This window comes from Mesorhizobium sp. M1004 (genome assembly GCF_040318795.1).
In the GTDB taxonomy this organism is placed as follows: Bacteria; Pseudomonadota; Alphaproteobacteria; order Rhizobiales; family Rhizobiaceae; genus Mesorhizobium.
Genome location: NZ_JAMYNB010000024.1, coordinates 12954 through 28112 on the forward strand (window position 1 = coordinate 12954; position 15159 = coordinate 28112).

Here is a 15159-nt window from a genome sequence, read left to right on the forward strand (position 1 = left end):
GTCACACTTCCCCGGCTGAACGAATCAACGTCTTCAGCCGTTTCTTCGCTTCATGGATGTGCCAGGAAACCGTCGTCTCCGAGATTGCCATCGCCTCGGCGGCGGCCGCATGGCTCAAACCTTCGCCATAGACCAGAAGTACTGCATCGCGCTGCTTGTCCGGCAATTGCCGCACCGCTGCCCAGAGCGCCTCAGTCGGATCTTCGGGCTCGGCGGATGCCTCTCCCGATATCATGCTGTAGGCGCCGAAAGCCTCGGTCTTGACGTTTTCGCGCGTCGTCTTGCGCATCATGTCGCGCGCCGCGTTCAGCGTCACGGAATAGAGCCATGTCGTAAACGCGCCGCCGCCGCGGTAGTCGCGGATCGCCTTGCCGAGACGGACACAGACCTCCTGGGCGATGTCTTCGGCATCGGCCTTCTTTCCGCACCAGCGATAGGCGGCGCGATAGACGAAGTCGTAGTGCCGCTCCAGCAATTTGCCGAAGGCACCCCTGTCTCCGCCCTTCGCCCGCCCGATCAATTCGGCGTCGGAGGCTTCGCTTTCATCCAGCATCATCGCCATCATTTGCCTGTTGGACGAAGGCTAATGGCCAATCCTTGGGGTTATGGAAAGATTTTTTTCCGAGGCGACGGATGCACGCGCAACAGGTGCGCTGAGATTCAGGTGAGGCCGAGCCGAAAACGATGGATTTCGAGAACCGGAGCGGAGCGTACTTTTGGTACGCGAGCACCGGAAGCACAGAAAGCCGTCGTTTGCAGGCCGGCCTCACCTGAATATCAGCACACCTGGCCCGAGGCCCAGCCGGACGACCAAGCCCACTGAAAATTATAGCCGCCCAGCCAGCCCGTGACATCGACGACTTCGCCGATGAAAAACAGCCCCGGCACGGATTTCGCCTGCATCGTCTTCTGATCGAGCCCGTTGGTATCGACACCGCCAAGCGTCACTTCCGCCGTGCGGTAACCCTCGGAGCCGGCCGGCTTGATGCGCCAGTCGTTGACGGCGGCTTCGACGGTTTTCATTTGCAGGTCTGTCAAATCAGCGAGATTGCCATCGATCCCACTGCGCTCGGCGACTGCTTGCGCAAGGCGCTTCGGCAAATGGTTTGCAAGCACCGTCTGCACCGCTTGCCTGCCGTTGACGCGCCGGGCGGCGCGAAGCAGTTCCGCCACATCCCTCCCCGGCAGCATGGCGATGCGGATCTCGTCGCCCTCGCGCCAATAGGACGATATTTGCAGGATGGAAGGCCCGCTCAAGCCGCGATGCGTAAACAGCATCGCTTCTGAAAACCGCGTCTTGCCGCAGGCGACTTCGGCATCGACGGCATTGCCGGCCAAAGGCGCCAGCCGCTCCAGCGTTCTTGCGTCGAAGGTAAGCGGCACCAGCGCCGGCCGTGTTTCCACCACCGCAAGGCCGAATTGCGCCGCAAGCTCGTAGCCGAAACCGGACGCGCCCATTTTGGGGATCGACTTGCCCCCGCAAGCCACGACTAACGAGCTGCAAGCGACGCTGCCAGCGGAGAGCGTCAGCACAAACCCGTCCGCGGTCTTGCTGACGTTCCTCACCTCGGTCGACAACGCCAGTTCCACACCCCAATCCTGCATGTCGGAAACCAGCATGTCGATGACCTGGCGCGCCGAGCCGTCGCAAAACAGCTGTCCCAGCGTCTTCTCGTTATAGGCAATGCCATGGCGTTCGACGAGCGCGATGAAGTCGCCTTGCGTGTAGCGGCTGAGCGCCGAAATGCAGAAATGCGGATTGCCGGAGATGAAATTCTTCGGGCTGGTGTGGATGTTGGTGAAATTGCAGCGGCCACCGCCGGAGATGCGGATCTTCTCGCCGGGCTTTGCCGCGTGATCGAGCACCAGGACCGAGCGGCCGCGCTTGCCCGCCTCGATGGCGCACATCATTCCGGCCGCACCGGCGCCGATCACCACGACATCATAGGATTGCATCAGGCTGTTCGTTCCCGCTCGACTGGCGCTGTTTTAACAGGCCGCGCCAATCGTGCAGTCTCTACCCGTTCGTTGCGACTTCAGGCAACGCCTCGTTAGATCAGCGTCTCGGCGAACAGCGTCGTCAGTCGCTTCCAATGACGTTCGGCGCCGGCCGCGTTGAAGACGCTGTGGTCCGACACGCACCAGCCATGCGCCATGCCGGCATAGTTTTCGATGGCGTGGTCGACCTCCGCCACGCGCAGCGCCTCGACCAGCCGCGCCGACTGCTCCGGCGGAAAGCTGCGGTCGACGCCCGATGTCCCGACATAGACGCGCGCCTTGATCATTGCGGCCTTGCGGTGCGGGCTGTCGGCGGCATCGCTGGCCAGATTGCCGCCATGGAAGCTCGCCGCCGCCACGATGCGATCGGGATAGGTTGCAGCCGCATTCAAAGCCCGCGCCCCGCCCATGCAGTAACCGACGACACCGACCGGTCCGGTGACACCTTCAGCGGTAAGCGTGTCGAGGAACGCCCTGCTGTCGCGGATGGTCATGTCCTGTGTCGTGCCGTGGACCAACGCCGTCAGCGCGACCTTGGTCTCCTCGACGACGAAAGCGGTCTTGGGCTCGAACGGCCCGTAGGGTGCTTTGCGATAGAAAAGATCCGGCACCAGCACGGCATAGCCCTCGCCTGCCAGCCGTTCCGCCATTGCGTCGAGCGCCGGTCGCGGACCGAAAGCGTCCATATAGAGAATGATGCCGGCCCTGGACGAGGAAGCGGTCGCCGAGCGGAACAGCCCGGCTTTCGCCACGCCGTCCCCGGTCTTGATCTCAATGTCCTGCTTCGCCATGGCCCGCTCCGTTAAATGTCGTGCGATACATATAAGCAGGCACCGTCAGGGCAAGCCGTTCCCTGACAATCCCGTTCAACACTTTGTGCGGGCTTTCGACCCGGCTACAGGCCGGCAAACGCCGTCATGTGAAAGGCCTGAACCTCAGGCGGATAGCGATGGGCCGTGCCATACGGACAGGCGTTGCGGTCGAGGCAGCCGCCGCCGCGGCATGGTTCGCCCTTCGATCCCCGCACATGCGCCAGGCAAGCCTGATGAGCGAAACCATCCGCGGAATAGGCGTCAACCGGACAGGATTTCAGGCAAGGTTTTGCAACACAGGCGTCGCAAAGGTGAATCGCTTCGCGACGTTCAGGAAGCGCGATCTCATCCTCGAACAGCAACGCGCCGCGATAGGCATGCCAGAGCCCGTACTGCGGATGCATCAGGATGCCCAGCGGCGACGGTCTCAGCCCCTCCGCTCGCATCGCCCATTGCTGGAACGGCAGATAAGGTCTGTCCGAAGGCGAAACGGCGCGCGCGCCGAATTTCTCCGCCACCGCACCGATCACTGCGCGCGACCATGTGTCGAGCGGATTAGCAATGGTTTGCGGTTGCCGGTCGCGCCAGCGCAGGAAATGCGGCCAGGGTGCCGCTCCCGCCTGCCCCACCAACAGCACGGATTTGGCGGGGGCAACTGAAGGGCCATGCGGCGGCGTTTCGCTTGTTGCGAAATTGAAGCCGCCGCGCAGCATGAGGCCGTCGGCGGAAAGCGCGGCCGCTATCTCGTCAGCCCGGCGCCGCGCAATCATCCCTTCTTGTCCGGGTCGGAGAAAGCGCTCCGCCAGACTTCCTTGTGGATGATGTTGGCGACTTTAGCCCCGCCTGACTCGGGCTCCTTTCAGGTGAAGGCGTCAGCCATCGACGCCTTCTTCGTCGCGATGTAGTCCTTCAGCCCGTCGTCGATGCCCGGATCGAGATACGGCGCCTCATAGGTCTCCAGCCAGCGGCGGGCGAGTTCGTTGGCGCGCTGCGGCGCTGTCTTCTCGCCCTCGGCCAGCCACTGCTCGTAGGAATTGTTGTCGGCGATGCTGGAGCGGTAGAAGGCGGTCTGGAAATTGGCCTGGGTGTGGTCGCAGCCGAGATAGTGGCTGCCCGGGCCGACCTGGCGGATGGCGTCCATCGCCTGGCCGTTTTCCGAGAGGTCGACGCCTTCGGAAAACTTTTGCGTCATGCCGAGCTGATCGATGTCCATCATGAATTTTTCGTAGCAGGACGCCAGTCCGCCTTCGAGCCAGCCGGCCGAATGCAGGACGAAATTGGTGCCGGCAAGAATGGTCGAGTTGAGCGTGTTGGCGCTCTCGTAGGCGGCCTGCGCATCCGGAACCTTGGAGGCGCAGAGCGAGCCGCCGGTGCGGAACGGCAGACCGAGCCGGCGGGCAAGCTGTGCGGCGCCGTAGGAAACCAGCGACGGCTCCGGTGTGCCGAAGGTCGGCGCACCAGACTGCATGGAGATCGACGAGGCGAAGGTGCCGAACAGCACCGGCGCGCCGGGACGGATCAACTGCGTGAAAGAGGCGCCGGCCAGCACCTCTGCCAGAACCTGCGTCAGCGTGCCGGCCACCGTGACCGGGCTCATCGCGCCGGCAAGGATGAACGGCGTGACGATGCAAGCCTGGTTGTGACGCGAATAAACCTTCAGCGCGCCCAGCATGGTTTCGTCGAACACCATCGGCGAATTGGCGTTGATCAGGCTGGTCAGCACGGTGTTGTTTTCGACGAAATCGTCGCCGAACACGATCTTGGCCATGGCGACGGTGTCTTCGGCCCGCTCTGGCGCCGTCACCGAACCCATGAACGGTTTGTCCGAATATTTGATGTGGCTGTAGATCATGTCGAGATGGCGTTTGTTGACCGGCACGTCGACCGGCTCGCAAACCGTGCCGCCCGAATGGTGAATCGACGGCGCCATATAGGCGAGCTTCACGAAATTCCGGAAATCCTCGATCGTCGCGTAGCGCCTGACACCGTCGAGATCGCGCACGAAGGGCGGACCATAGACCGGCGCGAAGACCGTGGCGTTGCCGCCGATCTGCACCGAACGTTCGGCGTTGCGCGCATGCTGGGTGTAGATGGGCGGCGCGGTCTTCAGCAGCGAGCGGCAGAGGCCCTTGGGAAAATGCACGCGCTCGCCCTTGACGTCGGCGCCCGCCTCTTTCCAAAGCTGCAGCGCCTCGGCGTCGTCGCGAAAGATGATGCCGATCTCTTCCAGCACCGTATCGGTGTTGTTTTCGATAATCGCCAGGCCTTCCTCGTTGAGGACCTCATAGATGTTGATCTTGCGCTTGATATAGGTGAGCTGGGTGCCCGGTCCGCCGCCCGAGCGCGCCGCCCGCCTTGCAGCCGCGCCGCCGCTGGCAGCACGTCCACGTCGCGCATTGGACGCTTCCTGGTCGACTGACGCGTTTTCACTCATGATCGTTTTTCCCTAAAAACCGTTTGCGGCCGCGTATGGCGGCTTCTCGCCCGGATCGTAGCCATGCACCCTATTCGAAACGGCCCGCCAGCGCCAACGCCTGTCGCAAAATCGACAAGAATTCCAATAGATTTGCGGTCGCTTTCCTTTTGCGGGAAGTCGCAAATCAGCTATGGATACCTGCCCCCGCCGGGTTAGGTATTGACGCGATTATTTTAAGCCGCCGTGAATCATCCGCGCGGCAAGGAGCCCGAGAAAAATGGCCGACGACGAGATCATCCTCTCCGAGCTTTCCGACGACGAGTTGGTGCAGCAGATGCACGACGATCTCTATGACGGGCTGAAGGAAGAGATCGAGGAAGGCACCAACATCCTGCTCGAGCGCGGCTGGGTGCCCTACAAGGTGCTGACCGAAGCTCTGGTCGAAGGCATGCGCATCGTCGGCGAGGACTTTCGCGACGGCATCCTGTTCGTTCCCGAGGTGCTGCTGTCGGCCAACGCCATGAAGGCCGGCATGTTCATCCTGCGCCCGCTGCTGGCCGCCACCGGCGCGCCGAAGCAGGGCAAGATGGTGATCGGCACCGTCAAGGGCGACATCCACGACATCGGCAAGAACCTCGTCGGCATGATGATGGAAGGTGCCGGCTTCGACGTCATCGATCTCGGCATCAACAATGCGGTGGAAAAATACCTCGACGCCATCGAGCAGCACCAGCCCGACATTATCGGCATGTCGGCGCTTTTGACCACGACCATGCCCTACATGAAGGTCGTCATCGACACGATGAAGGAAAAGGGCATCCGCGACGACTATGTCGTCCTGGTCGGCGGCGCGCCGCTCAACGAGGAATTCGGCAAGGCAGTCGGCGCCGATGCCTATTGCCGCGACGCGGCTGTGGCGGTCGAGACCGCCAAGGACTTCATGAAGCGCAAGCATAACGTGCGCGCTTCAGCCTGATCTGTTCCGCAAGGCGTCTGGCCCACAATAGAAAGCCGCGCCTTGCAGCGCGGCTTTTTTGTTCCAGCTATTGGAACGGATGGCTGCGTCAGGGTTTGGTGACGGTGTCGTCGACGGCTTTCGCAGTCGATTTGATATCCCGGCCGACGCCACGGACGGTGTTGGCACAGGCCGTAAGCGCCAGGATGCAGGCAAGGATTGCAATCGGCGCAACGCGTAACAGTTTCATGGACGGTTGATCCCTCTCTCGATAGATTCGCCCCACAGCAACGAAGGCCGCTTCGACCGGGTTCCATGGCCAGAATGCAAAAAACGAAACCGAATCAAGACGACAGGCTGCTGGTCATCGCCTGTGGAATGATTGCGCGCGAAGTTTTGGCCGTCAAGGAGCAGCTCAAGCTCGACCATCTCGACCTGACCTGCCTGCCGGCGGAGTTCCATTTCTACCCCGACCGCATCGCACCGGCGATGGACAAGGCGATCGAAAAGGCCAAGGCGGAAGGCTATAGCAACATCTTCGTCGGCTATGCCGATTGCGGTACCGGCGGCATGCTCGACCGGGTCCTGGAGAAGCACGGCGTCGAGCGCATGGCCGGGCCGCACTGCTTTGCCTTCTACCAGGGCATGGACGCCTATGCGAAGGTCGCCGACGACGACATGATGTCGTTCTACATGACCGATTTCCTGTGCCGCCAGTTCGACGCCTTCTTCATGAAGCCGCTCGGCCTCGACAAGCACCCGGAGCTGATCAAGGACTATTTCGGCAACTACCAGAAGCTGATCTACATCGCCCAGACCGACGATCCGGAACTCGACAAGGTCGCCGAGAAGGCCGCGAAGATGCTTGGCCTCGCCTATGAGCGCCGCTCGACCGGCTATGGCGACCTGACGGCTGAATTGGCGCGGGTGGCGGCACATCCAGAAGAATTGCGTTAGGCGCCCGACTTCGGATTATTTGCTCTCCGGTTGCGGATCCGACACGAAATTGACAACGCGGCCGTTGTCTAACCGGATCGGCCCTCTTGCAGTTGGATCCTTGCGCAAAGCCTCTGCAAGCAGAGCGTCGACTGTGTCGAGATTGACCTGCAGAATTGTGCGGTCGCCCAGTTCCCAGTACTCGCCTTCATCGAAGACGTCGAACTTGTCGAAAAAAGGAGCAACTTTGCGAAGCAACTCGATGATCTCGATATGCGCCTCCGACCCCGCAAACTGGGTCTTGCAATATTGCTGCATGAAGAGGTCCCTGTCGAACTCGAACCTTAGGCGATCCGACTTGGGATGCGGCAGGCATTCTATCCCCATGACCGGGCCGATATAGTCAACGCTGCGTTCGTCGATGACCCGGTTGAGAACCATTTCGGCCTCGTCTATCGGCCGAAATCGCCAGTCTCGAGCGATGGCAAGCGCTTCAACTTCCTGCAACAGCGCAAGATATTGTTCCTCTCCGCGCAGTTGTCCCTCAAAATGGATTGTAACCCCCACGCGCACCTCCCGCGGAACATACCGCTGTTTAAGCACGGATGACAGGCCGCCGCGAATGGGTAAGTGTGCACTGGAAGATAGAATCGGCTGCTCCAGCCGCGCCAACATGGATACCACCGATGACCCCTCGCGTCCTGCTCGCCGCCCTTGGCCTCCTCTGCCTCGTCTTGCCCGCTCGCGCCGACGGCGAGGTGCAGAAGATCATCACGCCTGCCGACAAGGTTCGCCTCGACAAATATGGCGAGACCCGCAAGGCGGCGCTGGCCGAGGCAAAAGCGGGAGACCCGGCTGAGGTCAGCCAACTCGACGCGCTGCTGGCAAAGCCGATAGTGGCCTTTTCCGACAAGGACCTGAGCGGCAACTGGCAATGCCGAACCATCAAGGTGGGCCTGACCGGCCCGCTGGTCATCTATGGCTGGTTCAAGTGCAAGGTCACGGACGATGGCTCCGGCTGGCAGCTGGAAAAGGTCAGCGGCTCGCAACGCACCAAGGGCCGTTTCTTCGACGATAGCGAAAAACGCGCGATCTATCTCGGCTCCGGCTATGTCAATGACAACAAGCCAAAACCCTATGGCAGCGGCCCGGAAAGCGACCAGGTCGGCTATGCCTTCCGCACCAGCGCCAATGAATGGCGCATCGAATTCCCGGCGCCCTACTACGAATCGAAACTTGACATCATCGAGTTCAAGCGCTGATCCGTTGGTCTCTCGCTGGCCGGGCGGTCATCAAGATTTAACCTCGCCCGGCACAGAATTGAGCCGGGCAGCGCACGGCAAATGGTTGCGCGCCGGCAAGAAAGCGCGCCATGGCATCAGCGGTTGAAAAAAGTGCTGCGATCGTCATCGTCACCGAAGGCGGGCCGCACATCTGGGCCATCGTCAACGCCATCGCCGACCAGTTCGGTCCTGTCAGCGTCATCCTCGAAAGCCCTGAATCCAAAAAACAATTGCTGCTCGGCCGGGCGCGCCGCCAAGGCTTGTTTTCGGCCATCGGCCAGCTTGGCACGATGGTGCTGACCAGGCTCGGCAAACGCTTCTTCGCCGGGCACGCGGAGCGGCTGATCGCAGCGCAAAAACTGCAGACAGAGCCGAGGCCGGGACAAAAGATCATCCACGTCTCCTCCGCCGACGGGCCCGATTGCCTGCAGGCGGTCGCCGACATCCGCCCGGGCGTGGTGCTGCTCGCCGGCTGCCGGATTTTGTCCCGGCAGACGCTGGCGCAAATGCCCTGCCCGGTGCTCAACTACCACGGCGGCATCGCGCCCAAATACCGCGGCATGAATGGCGGCTACTGGGCGCTGGCCTCCGGCGATCTCCAGAATTTCGGCACCACCGTGCATCTGGTCGACGCCCGCGGCGCCACCGGCGGCGTGTTGAAACAGGCGCGCGGCAAGCCGGAGCCCGGCGACACGATTTCGAGCTATGCGTTGCGCCAGGCGGCGTTCTCGCGCGACATCTGCGTCGAGGCGGTCCGCGACGCCTTGGACGGAAAGTTGGCCACGATCAAGCCGGACCTGCCCTCGAAACAATGGTACCACCCGACGATCTGGTTCTATCTCTGGACCGGCCTGACCAAGCGGGTTTGGTAGCCAGCCTTCCCTCGGAATCTCGCCTTTCTTTTTGCGACTCTCAATAGCGTCGCTTTTGAATGCGCGCGCGTCGTCCCATAACAAGCAGCCCCACTGCGCATCCGGCAATGCTCGCACCTGCTGGACAAAGTGGTGGAGCGTCGTTTCCCGCATGGACGCACGGCGCTCTACAGGGAGTGAGAGAATTCATGGCCGATCTGATCGTCGTCTATTGGCGCGACATCCCCGCCCAGGTCATCGTCAAGAAGGGCCGGCAGAACGCCAAGCGCGAACTGCCGCTGCGCTTCACCGAGGCGATCGATATGTGCGCCATGCGCACCGGCGCCGGCGGCACCGACGATTACCTCGCCGAATGGCGCAAGGCCGATCCGATCCCGGTCGGCGACGACCTCGAAGCCGAGGTCGAGAAGGCATTCAGCGACATCGACGCGAAATACGACCGCGAGCGGCTGGTCGCTCTGGTCAAGGCGGGCGGGAAAGAAAATGTCTGAAACCACTCCTGCCAAAGAGGGGCCAAGGGTTACCCAGCCGGTTACCCAGGCCACTCAGGTCAAGAAAGCAGCGCCGAAATCCGACTACAAGCCGGCCGACGTGTCGCCGCAGCGGCGCGTGCAGCGGTCGTTTGCCATCAGGCTGTGGTCCATTCGGCACTCGCGATTGCTCGAATGGTTCTACTCCAGGTTCGCCGACATGTTCCTGCTTCTTCATCCGCTTTGGAAAGGCCTCGGCTATGGGCGCGTCGAGGCGCCGATCAAGTTTGTCGAAAGGCGCGTCAAGGGCTTCATGTTCGACTGCCGCATGTGCGGCCAGTGCATCCTGTCCTCGACCGGCATGTCGTGCCCGATGAACTGCCCCAAGCAGCTGCGCAACGGCCCTTGCGGCGGTGTGCGCGCCAACGGCAATTGCGAGGTCGAGCCCGATATGCCTTGCGTCTGGGTTAAGGCCTGGGAAGGCTCGCAGAACATGGAGCATGGCGACAGGATCCTGACCGTGCAGAAGCCGGTCGACCAGTCGCTGCGCGAAACCTCGGCCTGGCTGCGGGTGACGGCGCAGTCGGCAGCGGCCCGTGAAGCCGCTGCCAAAGCCAATACCGGAGCGGGCGCGTGATCGGCCGTCAGCGCGATGAAAACCCGGCCGGCATCCATCTGCCGCTAGATCCCCTGCCCGGCCACTCCTCGCGTGGCCGACTGGAGCGCGTGCTGCGACGCGGCGAATTCGCCGTCACCACCGAGCTCAACCCGCCCGACAGCGCCGATCCCGAAGACGTCTACAACAGGGCGAAAATCTTCGACGGCTGGGTCGACGCCATCAATGCCGTCGATGCCTCCGGCGCCAACTGCCACATGTCGTCGGTCGGCATCTGCGCGCTTTTGACCCGCATGGGTTACGCGCCGATCATGCAGATTGCCTGCCGCGACAGGAACCGCATCGCCATCCAGGGCGACGTGCTGGGCGGTGCCGCCATGGGCGTCGCCAACATGCTGTGCCTCACCGGCGACGGCGTCCAGGCCGGCGACCAGCCCGGCGCCAAGCCTGTCTTCGACCTCGATTCCATGTCGTTGCTGGAAACCTGCCGCATCATGCGCGACAACGGCAAGTTCCTGTCCGGCCGCAAGTTGACGACGCCGCCGCAAATTTTCCTCGGCGCCGCCGTCAACCCCTTCGCGCCACCCTTCGATTTCCGCCCGATCCATCTCGGCAAGAAGATCGCCGCCGGCGCGCAGTTCGTGCAGACGCAATACTGCTTCGACGTGCCGATGTTCAGAACCTTCATGCAGAGGGCGCGGGACTTGGGGCATACGGAAAAAGTTTTCATCCTGTGCGGCGTCGGCCCGCTGGCTTCGGCCAAGACGGCCAAATGGATCCGCTCCAACGTGCCGGGCATTCATATTCCCGACGCCATCATCAAGCGGCTGGAAGGTGCGCAGGACCAGAAGAAGGAAGGCAAGCAGCTCTGCACCGACATCATCAACGAGGTGAAGGAAATTCCTGGTGTCTCCGGCATCCATGTGATGGCCTACCGCCAGGAGGAATATGTCGCCGAGATCGTCGATGAATCGGGTGTGCTGAAAGGCCGCCAGCCATGGAAACGTGAGATCCGCCACGACGATCAGATGGTCGCCGACCGGCTCGAGAGCATACTGCACGACGACATTACCGAAACGCAGGTGGATATGGTGAAGACCGCGCACTGACAGCGCGGACGGCCAGCCATTCGCTTGAATGAAACCAGACAACGATATAAAGAAATCTTTATATCAGGCGGAGAGACTTCATGACCCGGACCATCGTCGCCTCGGCGACACGAGAGATCATCATCGGCTTCGACCAGCCTTTCTGCGTCATCGGCGAGCGCATCAACCCGACCGGCCGCAAGAAGCTGGCCGCCGAGATGATCGCCGGCAATTTCGAGACCGTCATCAAGGATGCGCTGGAACAGGCCGCCTGCGGCGCCACCATGCTCGACGTCAATGCCGGCGTCACCTCCGTTAATCCGAACGAAACCGAACCCGGCCTGCTCGTGCAGACGCTGGAGATCGTCCAGGGCCTTGTCGACCTGCCGTTGTCGATCGACTCGTCGGTGACCGCCGCCATCGAGGCAGCGCTCAAGGTCGCCAAGGGCCGGCCGCTGGTCAACTCCGTGACCGGCGAAGAGGAAAAGCTCGAAGCCATCCTGCCGCTGGTCAAGAAGTACAACGTTCCGGTCGTCGCCATCTCCAACGACGAGACCGGCATTTCGATGGATCCGGATGTGCGCTTCGCCGTCGCCAAGAAGATCGTGCAGCGCTGCGCCGATTTCGGCATTCCGGCGCATGACGTCGTCGTTGACCCGCTGGTGATGCCGATCGGCGCGCTCGGCGATGCCGGCCGCCAGGTCTTCGCGTTGCTGCGCCGTCTGCGCGAAGAGCTCAAGGTCAACACCACTTGCGGCCTGTCCAACATTTCGTTCGGCCTGCCGCACCGCCACGGCATCAACGCCGCCTTCATCCCGATGGTGATCGGCGCCGGCATGACTAGCGCTATCATGAACCCGGTTCGCCCGCAGGAAATGGAAGCCGTGCGCGGCGCCAATGTGCTCAACGGCACCGACGAGAACTGCACCAACTGGATCCGCACCTACAAGGATTACAAACCGGCCGAAGGCGGCCAGGCGGTCGCAGCGCCCACCGCCGTTAACGCTCCGGGCGAAGGCGGCGGCAATGGCGGTCGCCGGCGCGGCGGCCGTGAAGCCCGCATGGCCAGGGGATAAGCGCGCAATCGTGAACTCGCCTGCAAACATTACCGATCCGCTCGTGCTGTTCATGCCGTCAGGCAAGCGCGGGCGGTTTCCCGTCGGCACACCGGTGCTCGATGCCGCGCGTCAGCTCGGCGTCTATGTCGAGAGCGTCTGCGGTGGCCGCGCCACCTGCGGTCGCTGCCAGATCGAAGTGCAGGAAGGCAATTTCGCCAAGCACAAGATCGTCTCGTCCAACGACCACATCTCGCCCAAGGGCGCCAAGGAAGAGCGCTATGAGCGCGTCCGCGGCCTGCCCGAGCGGCGCCGCCTGTCCTGCTCGGCGCAGATTCTCGGCGACCTCGTCATCGACGTGCCGCAGGACACGGTCATCAACGCCCAGACCATCCGCAAGGATGCCGACACGCGCGTCATCGCCCGCGATGCGGCAATCCGCATGTGCTATGTCGAGATCGAAGAGCCCGACATGCACAAGCCGCTGGGCGATCTCGACCGCCTCAAGATCGCCTTGATGAAGGATTGGGGCTTTAAAAACCTCGAATTCGATTTCTACCTGATGCCGCAGGTGCAAAGCATACTGCGCAAGGGTAACTGGACCGCGACCGCGGCCATCCACAAGGATGCCGAAAGCGACATCGCCCGCGTCATAGCACTCTGGCCCGGCCTCAAGAACGAGGCCTATGGACTGGCCTGCGACATCGGCTCGACCACCATCGCCATGCATCTGGTGTCGTTGCTGTCGGGCCGCGTCGCCGCTTCGTCGGGCACCTCCAACCCGCAGATCCGCTTCGGCGAGGATCTGATGAGCCGCGTCTCCTATGTGATGATGAACCCGGACGGCCGCGAAGGCATGACGGTCGCCGTGCGCGAGGCGATCTCGGGCCTGGTCGACAAGGTCTGCGCGGAAGGCAATGTCCAGCGCAACGACATCCTGGATTCCGTCTTTGTCGGCAATCCGATCATGCACCATCTGTTCCTCGGCATCGATCCGACCGAACTCGGCGGCGCGCCCTTCGCACTCGCCGTCTCGGGCGCGGTGCGCATCAAGGCCTCCGATATCGGCCTGAAGCTCAACCAGGGCGCCCGCCTCTATATGCTGCCTTGTATTGCCGGCCATGTCGGCGCCGACGCCGCAGCCGTGACGCTGTCGGAAGGCCCGCATCGCCAGGACGAGATGATGCTGATCGTCGACGTCGGCACCAATGCCGAGATCGTGCTTGGCAACCGCAAGCGGGTGGTCGCAGCCTCCTCGCCCACCGGTCCCGCCTTCGAGGGCGCGGAAATCTCCGGCGGCCAGCGCGCTGCCCCCGGCGCAATCGAGCGCGTGCGCATCGACCCCGATACGCTGGAGCCGAAATACCGCGTCATCGGCTCTGAACTCTGGTCCGACGACCCCGGCTTCCTGGATAGCGTGCAGGCGACCGGCGTCACCGGCATTTGCGGCTCCGGCATCATCGAGATCGTGGCCGAAATGTACCTCGCCGGCATCATCTCCGAGGATGGAGTGATCGACGGGTCGCTGGCCGAGCGGTCGCCGCGCGTCACGGTCAACGGCCGCACCTTCTCTTATGTCTTGAAGGAAGGCGAACCCAAGATCACCATCACCCAGACCGACGTGCGCGCCATCCAGCTTGCCAAGGCGGCGCTCTATGCCGGCACCAAGCTTCTGATGGAAAAGCAGAACACCGAACACGTCGACCGCATCCATTTCGCCGGCGCCTTCGGCTCGTTCATCGATCCGAAATACGCCATGGTGCTTGGGCTGATCCCGGATTGCGACCTCGACAAGGTCTCGGCCGTCGGCAACGCCGCCGGTGCCGGCGCGCGGATGGCGCTGCTCAACCGCGGCTATCGCCGCGAGATCGAGGACACGGTCAGCCACATCGAGAAGATCGAGACCGCACTGGAGCCGAAATTCCAGGAGCATTTCGTCTACGCCATGGCGCTTCCCAACAAGGTCGATCCGTTCCCGAAACTGTCGGCGGCGGTGAAATTGCCGCCACGCAAGACCGTCAGCGAGGATGGCGTCGCCGGCGACGCCGCCCCGCGCCGGCGTTCGCGCGAAGGCCATGCCGCCAGGCGCAGCCGGGAATAAGCCGCCTTACGAAGGCCGCCAATTCGCCCAATTTCATTTGTATGCAAATGTTTCCAGATCGCACCGATCTGGAAACCGAAACGCTGTTTTGGCGCAATCCGTCCGATACAGACGTGAAGCATTTAACGGACATCGAATGGCGGACCGGACTATTCCGCCGCCACAACGCTCCAAAGGAGAATAGAGATGTTCGAGACCCTGGGCCGTTTTCGTGCGGCCATGAAGAATGCACAGGCCGTGCGCGCCATGAACAACCTGCCACCCGAAATCCAGAAGGACATCGGCTGGCCCGTGTCGCCGCGCATCGACGCCCAGACCAACCTGTCGCGTCTGATCCTGGGCTCGGGCCGCTGATGACCTTCGCCGACAAGTGCAAATTGCTGACCAAGCGCCAGGGCCGCCGCATGGTCCCGGCTGCGACCGACATCAAGCTGCGCGCCGCGCTGCTGCCCGGCGCTGAGCCGCGCTGCGCAAAACAGCGGACCTGGCTGATCAAACAACCGTGTTGGCTTGGGCCAGAATCTTGACATTTCGGCTGGAGGTACGATCTTCGAGAC

At 62.5% G+C, this 15159-nt stretch carries 18 protein-coding genes; 11 read left to right on the forward strand and 7 right to left on the reverse strand.

What is annotated here, in order from left to right; translation table 11 throughout:
* Position 1: 1 nt before the first annotated feature.
* The 5 genes from NKH54_RS30405 to NKH54_RS30425 all read right to left on the reverse strand — a co-directional run bounded on the left by NKH54_RS30405 (position 2) and on the right by NKH54_RS30425 (position 5244).
* Positions 2-562, reverse strand: a complete 561-nt coding sequence (locus tag NKH54_RS30405) for an RNA polymerase sigma factor (protein WP_023688122.1) — start codon at positions 560-562, stop codon at positions 2-4.
* A 215-nt stretch (positions 563-777) separates the two neighbouring features.
* Positions 778-1956, reverse strand: a complete 1179-nt coding sequence (locus NKH54_RS30410; RefSeq protein WP_353029567.1) for a BaiN/RdsA family NAD(P)/FAD-dependent oxidoreductase — start codon at positions 1954-1956, stop codon at positions 778-780.
* A gap of 95 nt (positions 1957-2051) precedes the next feature.
* Complete coding sequence (locus NKH54_RS30415; RefSeq protein ID WP_023691017.1) at positions 2052-2789, reverse strand: dienelactone hydrolase family protein; 738 nt, start codon at positions 2787-2789, stop codon at positions 2052-2054.
* Between the two features lie 104 nt (positions 2790-2893).
* Positions 2894-3580: a hypothetical protein gene (locus tag NKH54_RS30420; RefSeq protein ID WP_023700324.1), complete on the reverse strand. Its 687-nt coding sequence runs from the start codon at positions 3578-3580 to the stop codon at positions 2894-2896.
* Positions 3581-3669: 89 nt separating this feature from the next.
* A complete protein-coding gene (locus NKH54_RS30425; RefSeq protein ID WP_023670403.1) occupies positions 3670-5244 on the reverse strand; it encodes a trimethylamine methyltransferase family protein in 1575 nt (524 codons plus the stop codon).
* A gap of 259 nt (positions 5245-5503) precedes the next feature.
* Here NKH54_RS30425 and NKH54_RS30430 point away from each other — a divergent pair, with 259 nt between their 5' ends.
* The gene (locus tag NKH54_RS30430; protein WP_023688118.1) at positions 5504-6202 is read left to right on the forward strand and encodes a cobalamin B12-binding domain-containing protein; all 699 of its coding nucleotides are present in this window, start codon (positions 5504-5506) and stop codon (positions 6200-6202) included.
* A gap of 88 nt (positions 6203-6290) precedes the next feature.
* On the opposite strand, the gene NKH54_RS30435 is transcribed toward NKH54_RS30430, so the two are convergent.
* Complete coding sequence (locus NKH54_RS30435; protein ID WP_023688117.1) at positions 6291-6431, reverse strand: entericidin A/B family lipoprotein; 141 nt, start codon at positions 6429-6431, stop codon at positions 6291-6293.
* Positions 6432-6496: 65 nt separating this feature from the next.
* On the opposite strand from NKH54_RS30435, the gene NKH54_RS30440 reads away from it, so the two are divergent.
* Positions 6497-7138 (forward strand): DUF1638 domain-containing protein, encoded by a 642-nt coding sequence (locus tag NKH54_RS30440; protein WP_023733763.1) that lies wholly within the window; start codon positions 6497-6499, stop codon positions 7136-7138.
* Positions 7139-7153: 15 nt separating this feature from the next.
* On the opposite strand, the gene NKH54_RS30445 is transcribed toward NKH54_RS30440, so the two are convergent.
* Positions 7154-7792: a hypothetical protein gene (locus NKH54_RS30445; protein ID WP_353029568.1), complete on the reverse strand. Its 639-nt coding sequence runs from the start codon at positions 7790-7792 to the stop codon at positions 7154-7156.
* 11 nt (positions 7793-7803) lie between these two features.
* Between NKH54_RS30445 and NKH54_RS30450 the strand changes: the two genes are divergently transcribed.
* The 9 genes from NKH54_RS30450 to NKH54_RS30490 all read left to right on the forward strand — a co-directional run bounded on the left by NKH54_RS30450 (position 7804) and on the right by NKH54_RS30490 (position 15129).
* Positions 7804-8379, forward strand: a complete 576-nt coding sequence (locus NKH54_RS30450) for a DUF4893 domain-containing protein (RefSeq protein ID WP_023670399.1) — start codon at positions 7804-7806, stop codon at positions 8377-8379.
* Positions 8380-8489: 110 nt separating this feature from the next.
* The gene (locus tag NKH54_RS30455; RefSeq protein ID WP_353029569.1) at positions 8490-9272 is read left to right on the forward strand and encodes a formyl transferase; all 783 of its coding nucleotides are present in this window, start codon (positions 8490-8492) and stop codon (positions 9270-9272) included.
* Positions 9273-9460: 188 nt separating this feature from the next.
* On the forward strand, positions 9461-9763 hold the full coding sequence (locus tag NKH54_RS30460; RefSeq protein WP_023670397.1) for a virulence factor: 303 nt from the start codon (positions 9461-9463) through the stop codon (positions 9761-9763).
* Positions 9756-10379 carry a methylenetetrahydrofolate reductase C-terminal domain-containing protein gene (locus NKH54_RS30465; protein ID WP_353029570.1) on the forward strand — a complete coding sequence of 208 codons (624 nt, stop codon included), beginning with the start codon at positions 9756-9758 and terminating at the stop codon, positions 10377-10379. The genes NKH54_RS30460 and NKH54_RS30465 overlap by 8 nt, the downstream gene beginning before the upstream one ends.
* Positions 10376-11467, forward strand: a complete 1092-nt coding sequence (locus NKH54_RS30470; RefSeq protein WP_023681780.1) for a methylenetetrahydrofolate reductase — start codon at positions 10376-10378, stop codon at positions 11465-11467. Before NKH54_RS30465 ends, NKH54_RS30470 begins: the two co-directional genes overlap by 4 nt.
* An 80-nt stretch (positions 11468-11547) precedes the next feature.
* Positions 11548-12522, forward strand: a complete 975-nt coding sequence (locus NKH54_RS30475; RefSeq protein ID WP_023670394.1) for a methyltetrahydrofolate cobalamin methyltransferase — start codon at positions 11548-11550, stop codon at positions 12520-12522.
* Positions 12473-14602: an ASKHA domain-containing protein gene (locus NKH54_RS30480; protein ID WP_353029571.1), complete on the forward strand. Its 2130-nt coding sequence runs from the start codon at positions 12473-12475 to the stop codon at positions 14600-14602. The genes NKH54_RS30475 and NKH54_RS30480 overlap by 50 nt, the downstream gene beginning before the upstream one ends.
* Positions 14603-14788: 186 nt before the next feature.
* Entirely contained in the window at positions 14789-14956 is a 168-nt protein-coding gene (locus tag NKH54_RS30485; RefSeq protein WP_196813564.1) for a hypothetical protein, read from the forward strand.
* Complete coding sequence (locus NKH54_RS30490; protein ID WP_352791350.1) at positions 14956-15129, forward strand: hypothetical protein; 174 nt, start codon at positions 14956-14958, stop codon at positions 15127-15129. Before NKH54_RS30485 ends, NKH54_RS30490 begins: the two co-directional genes overlap by 1 nt.
* Positions 15130-15159 lie beyond the last annotated feature (30 nt).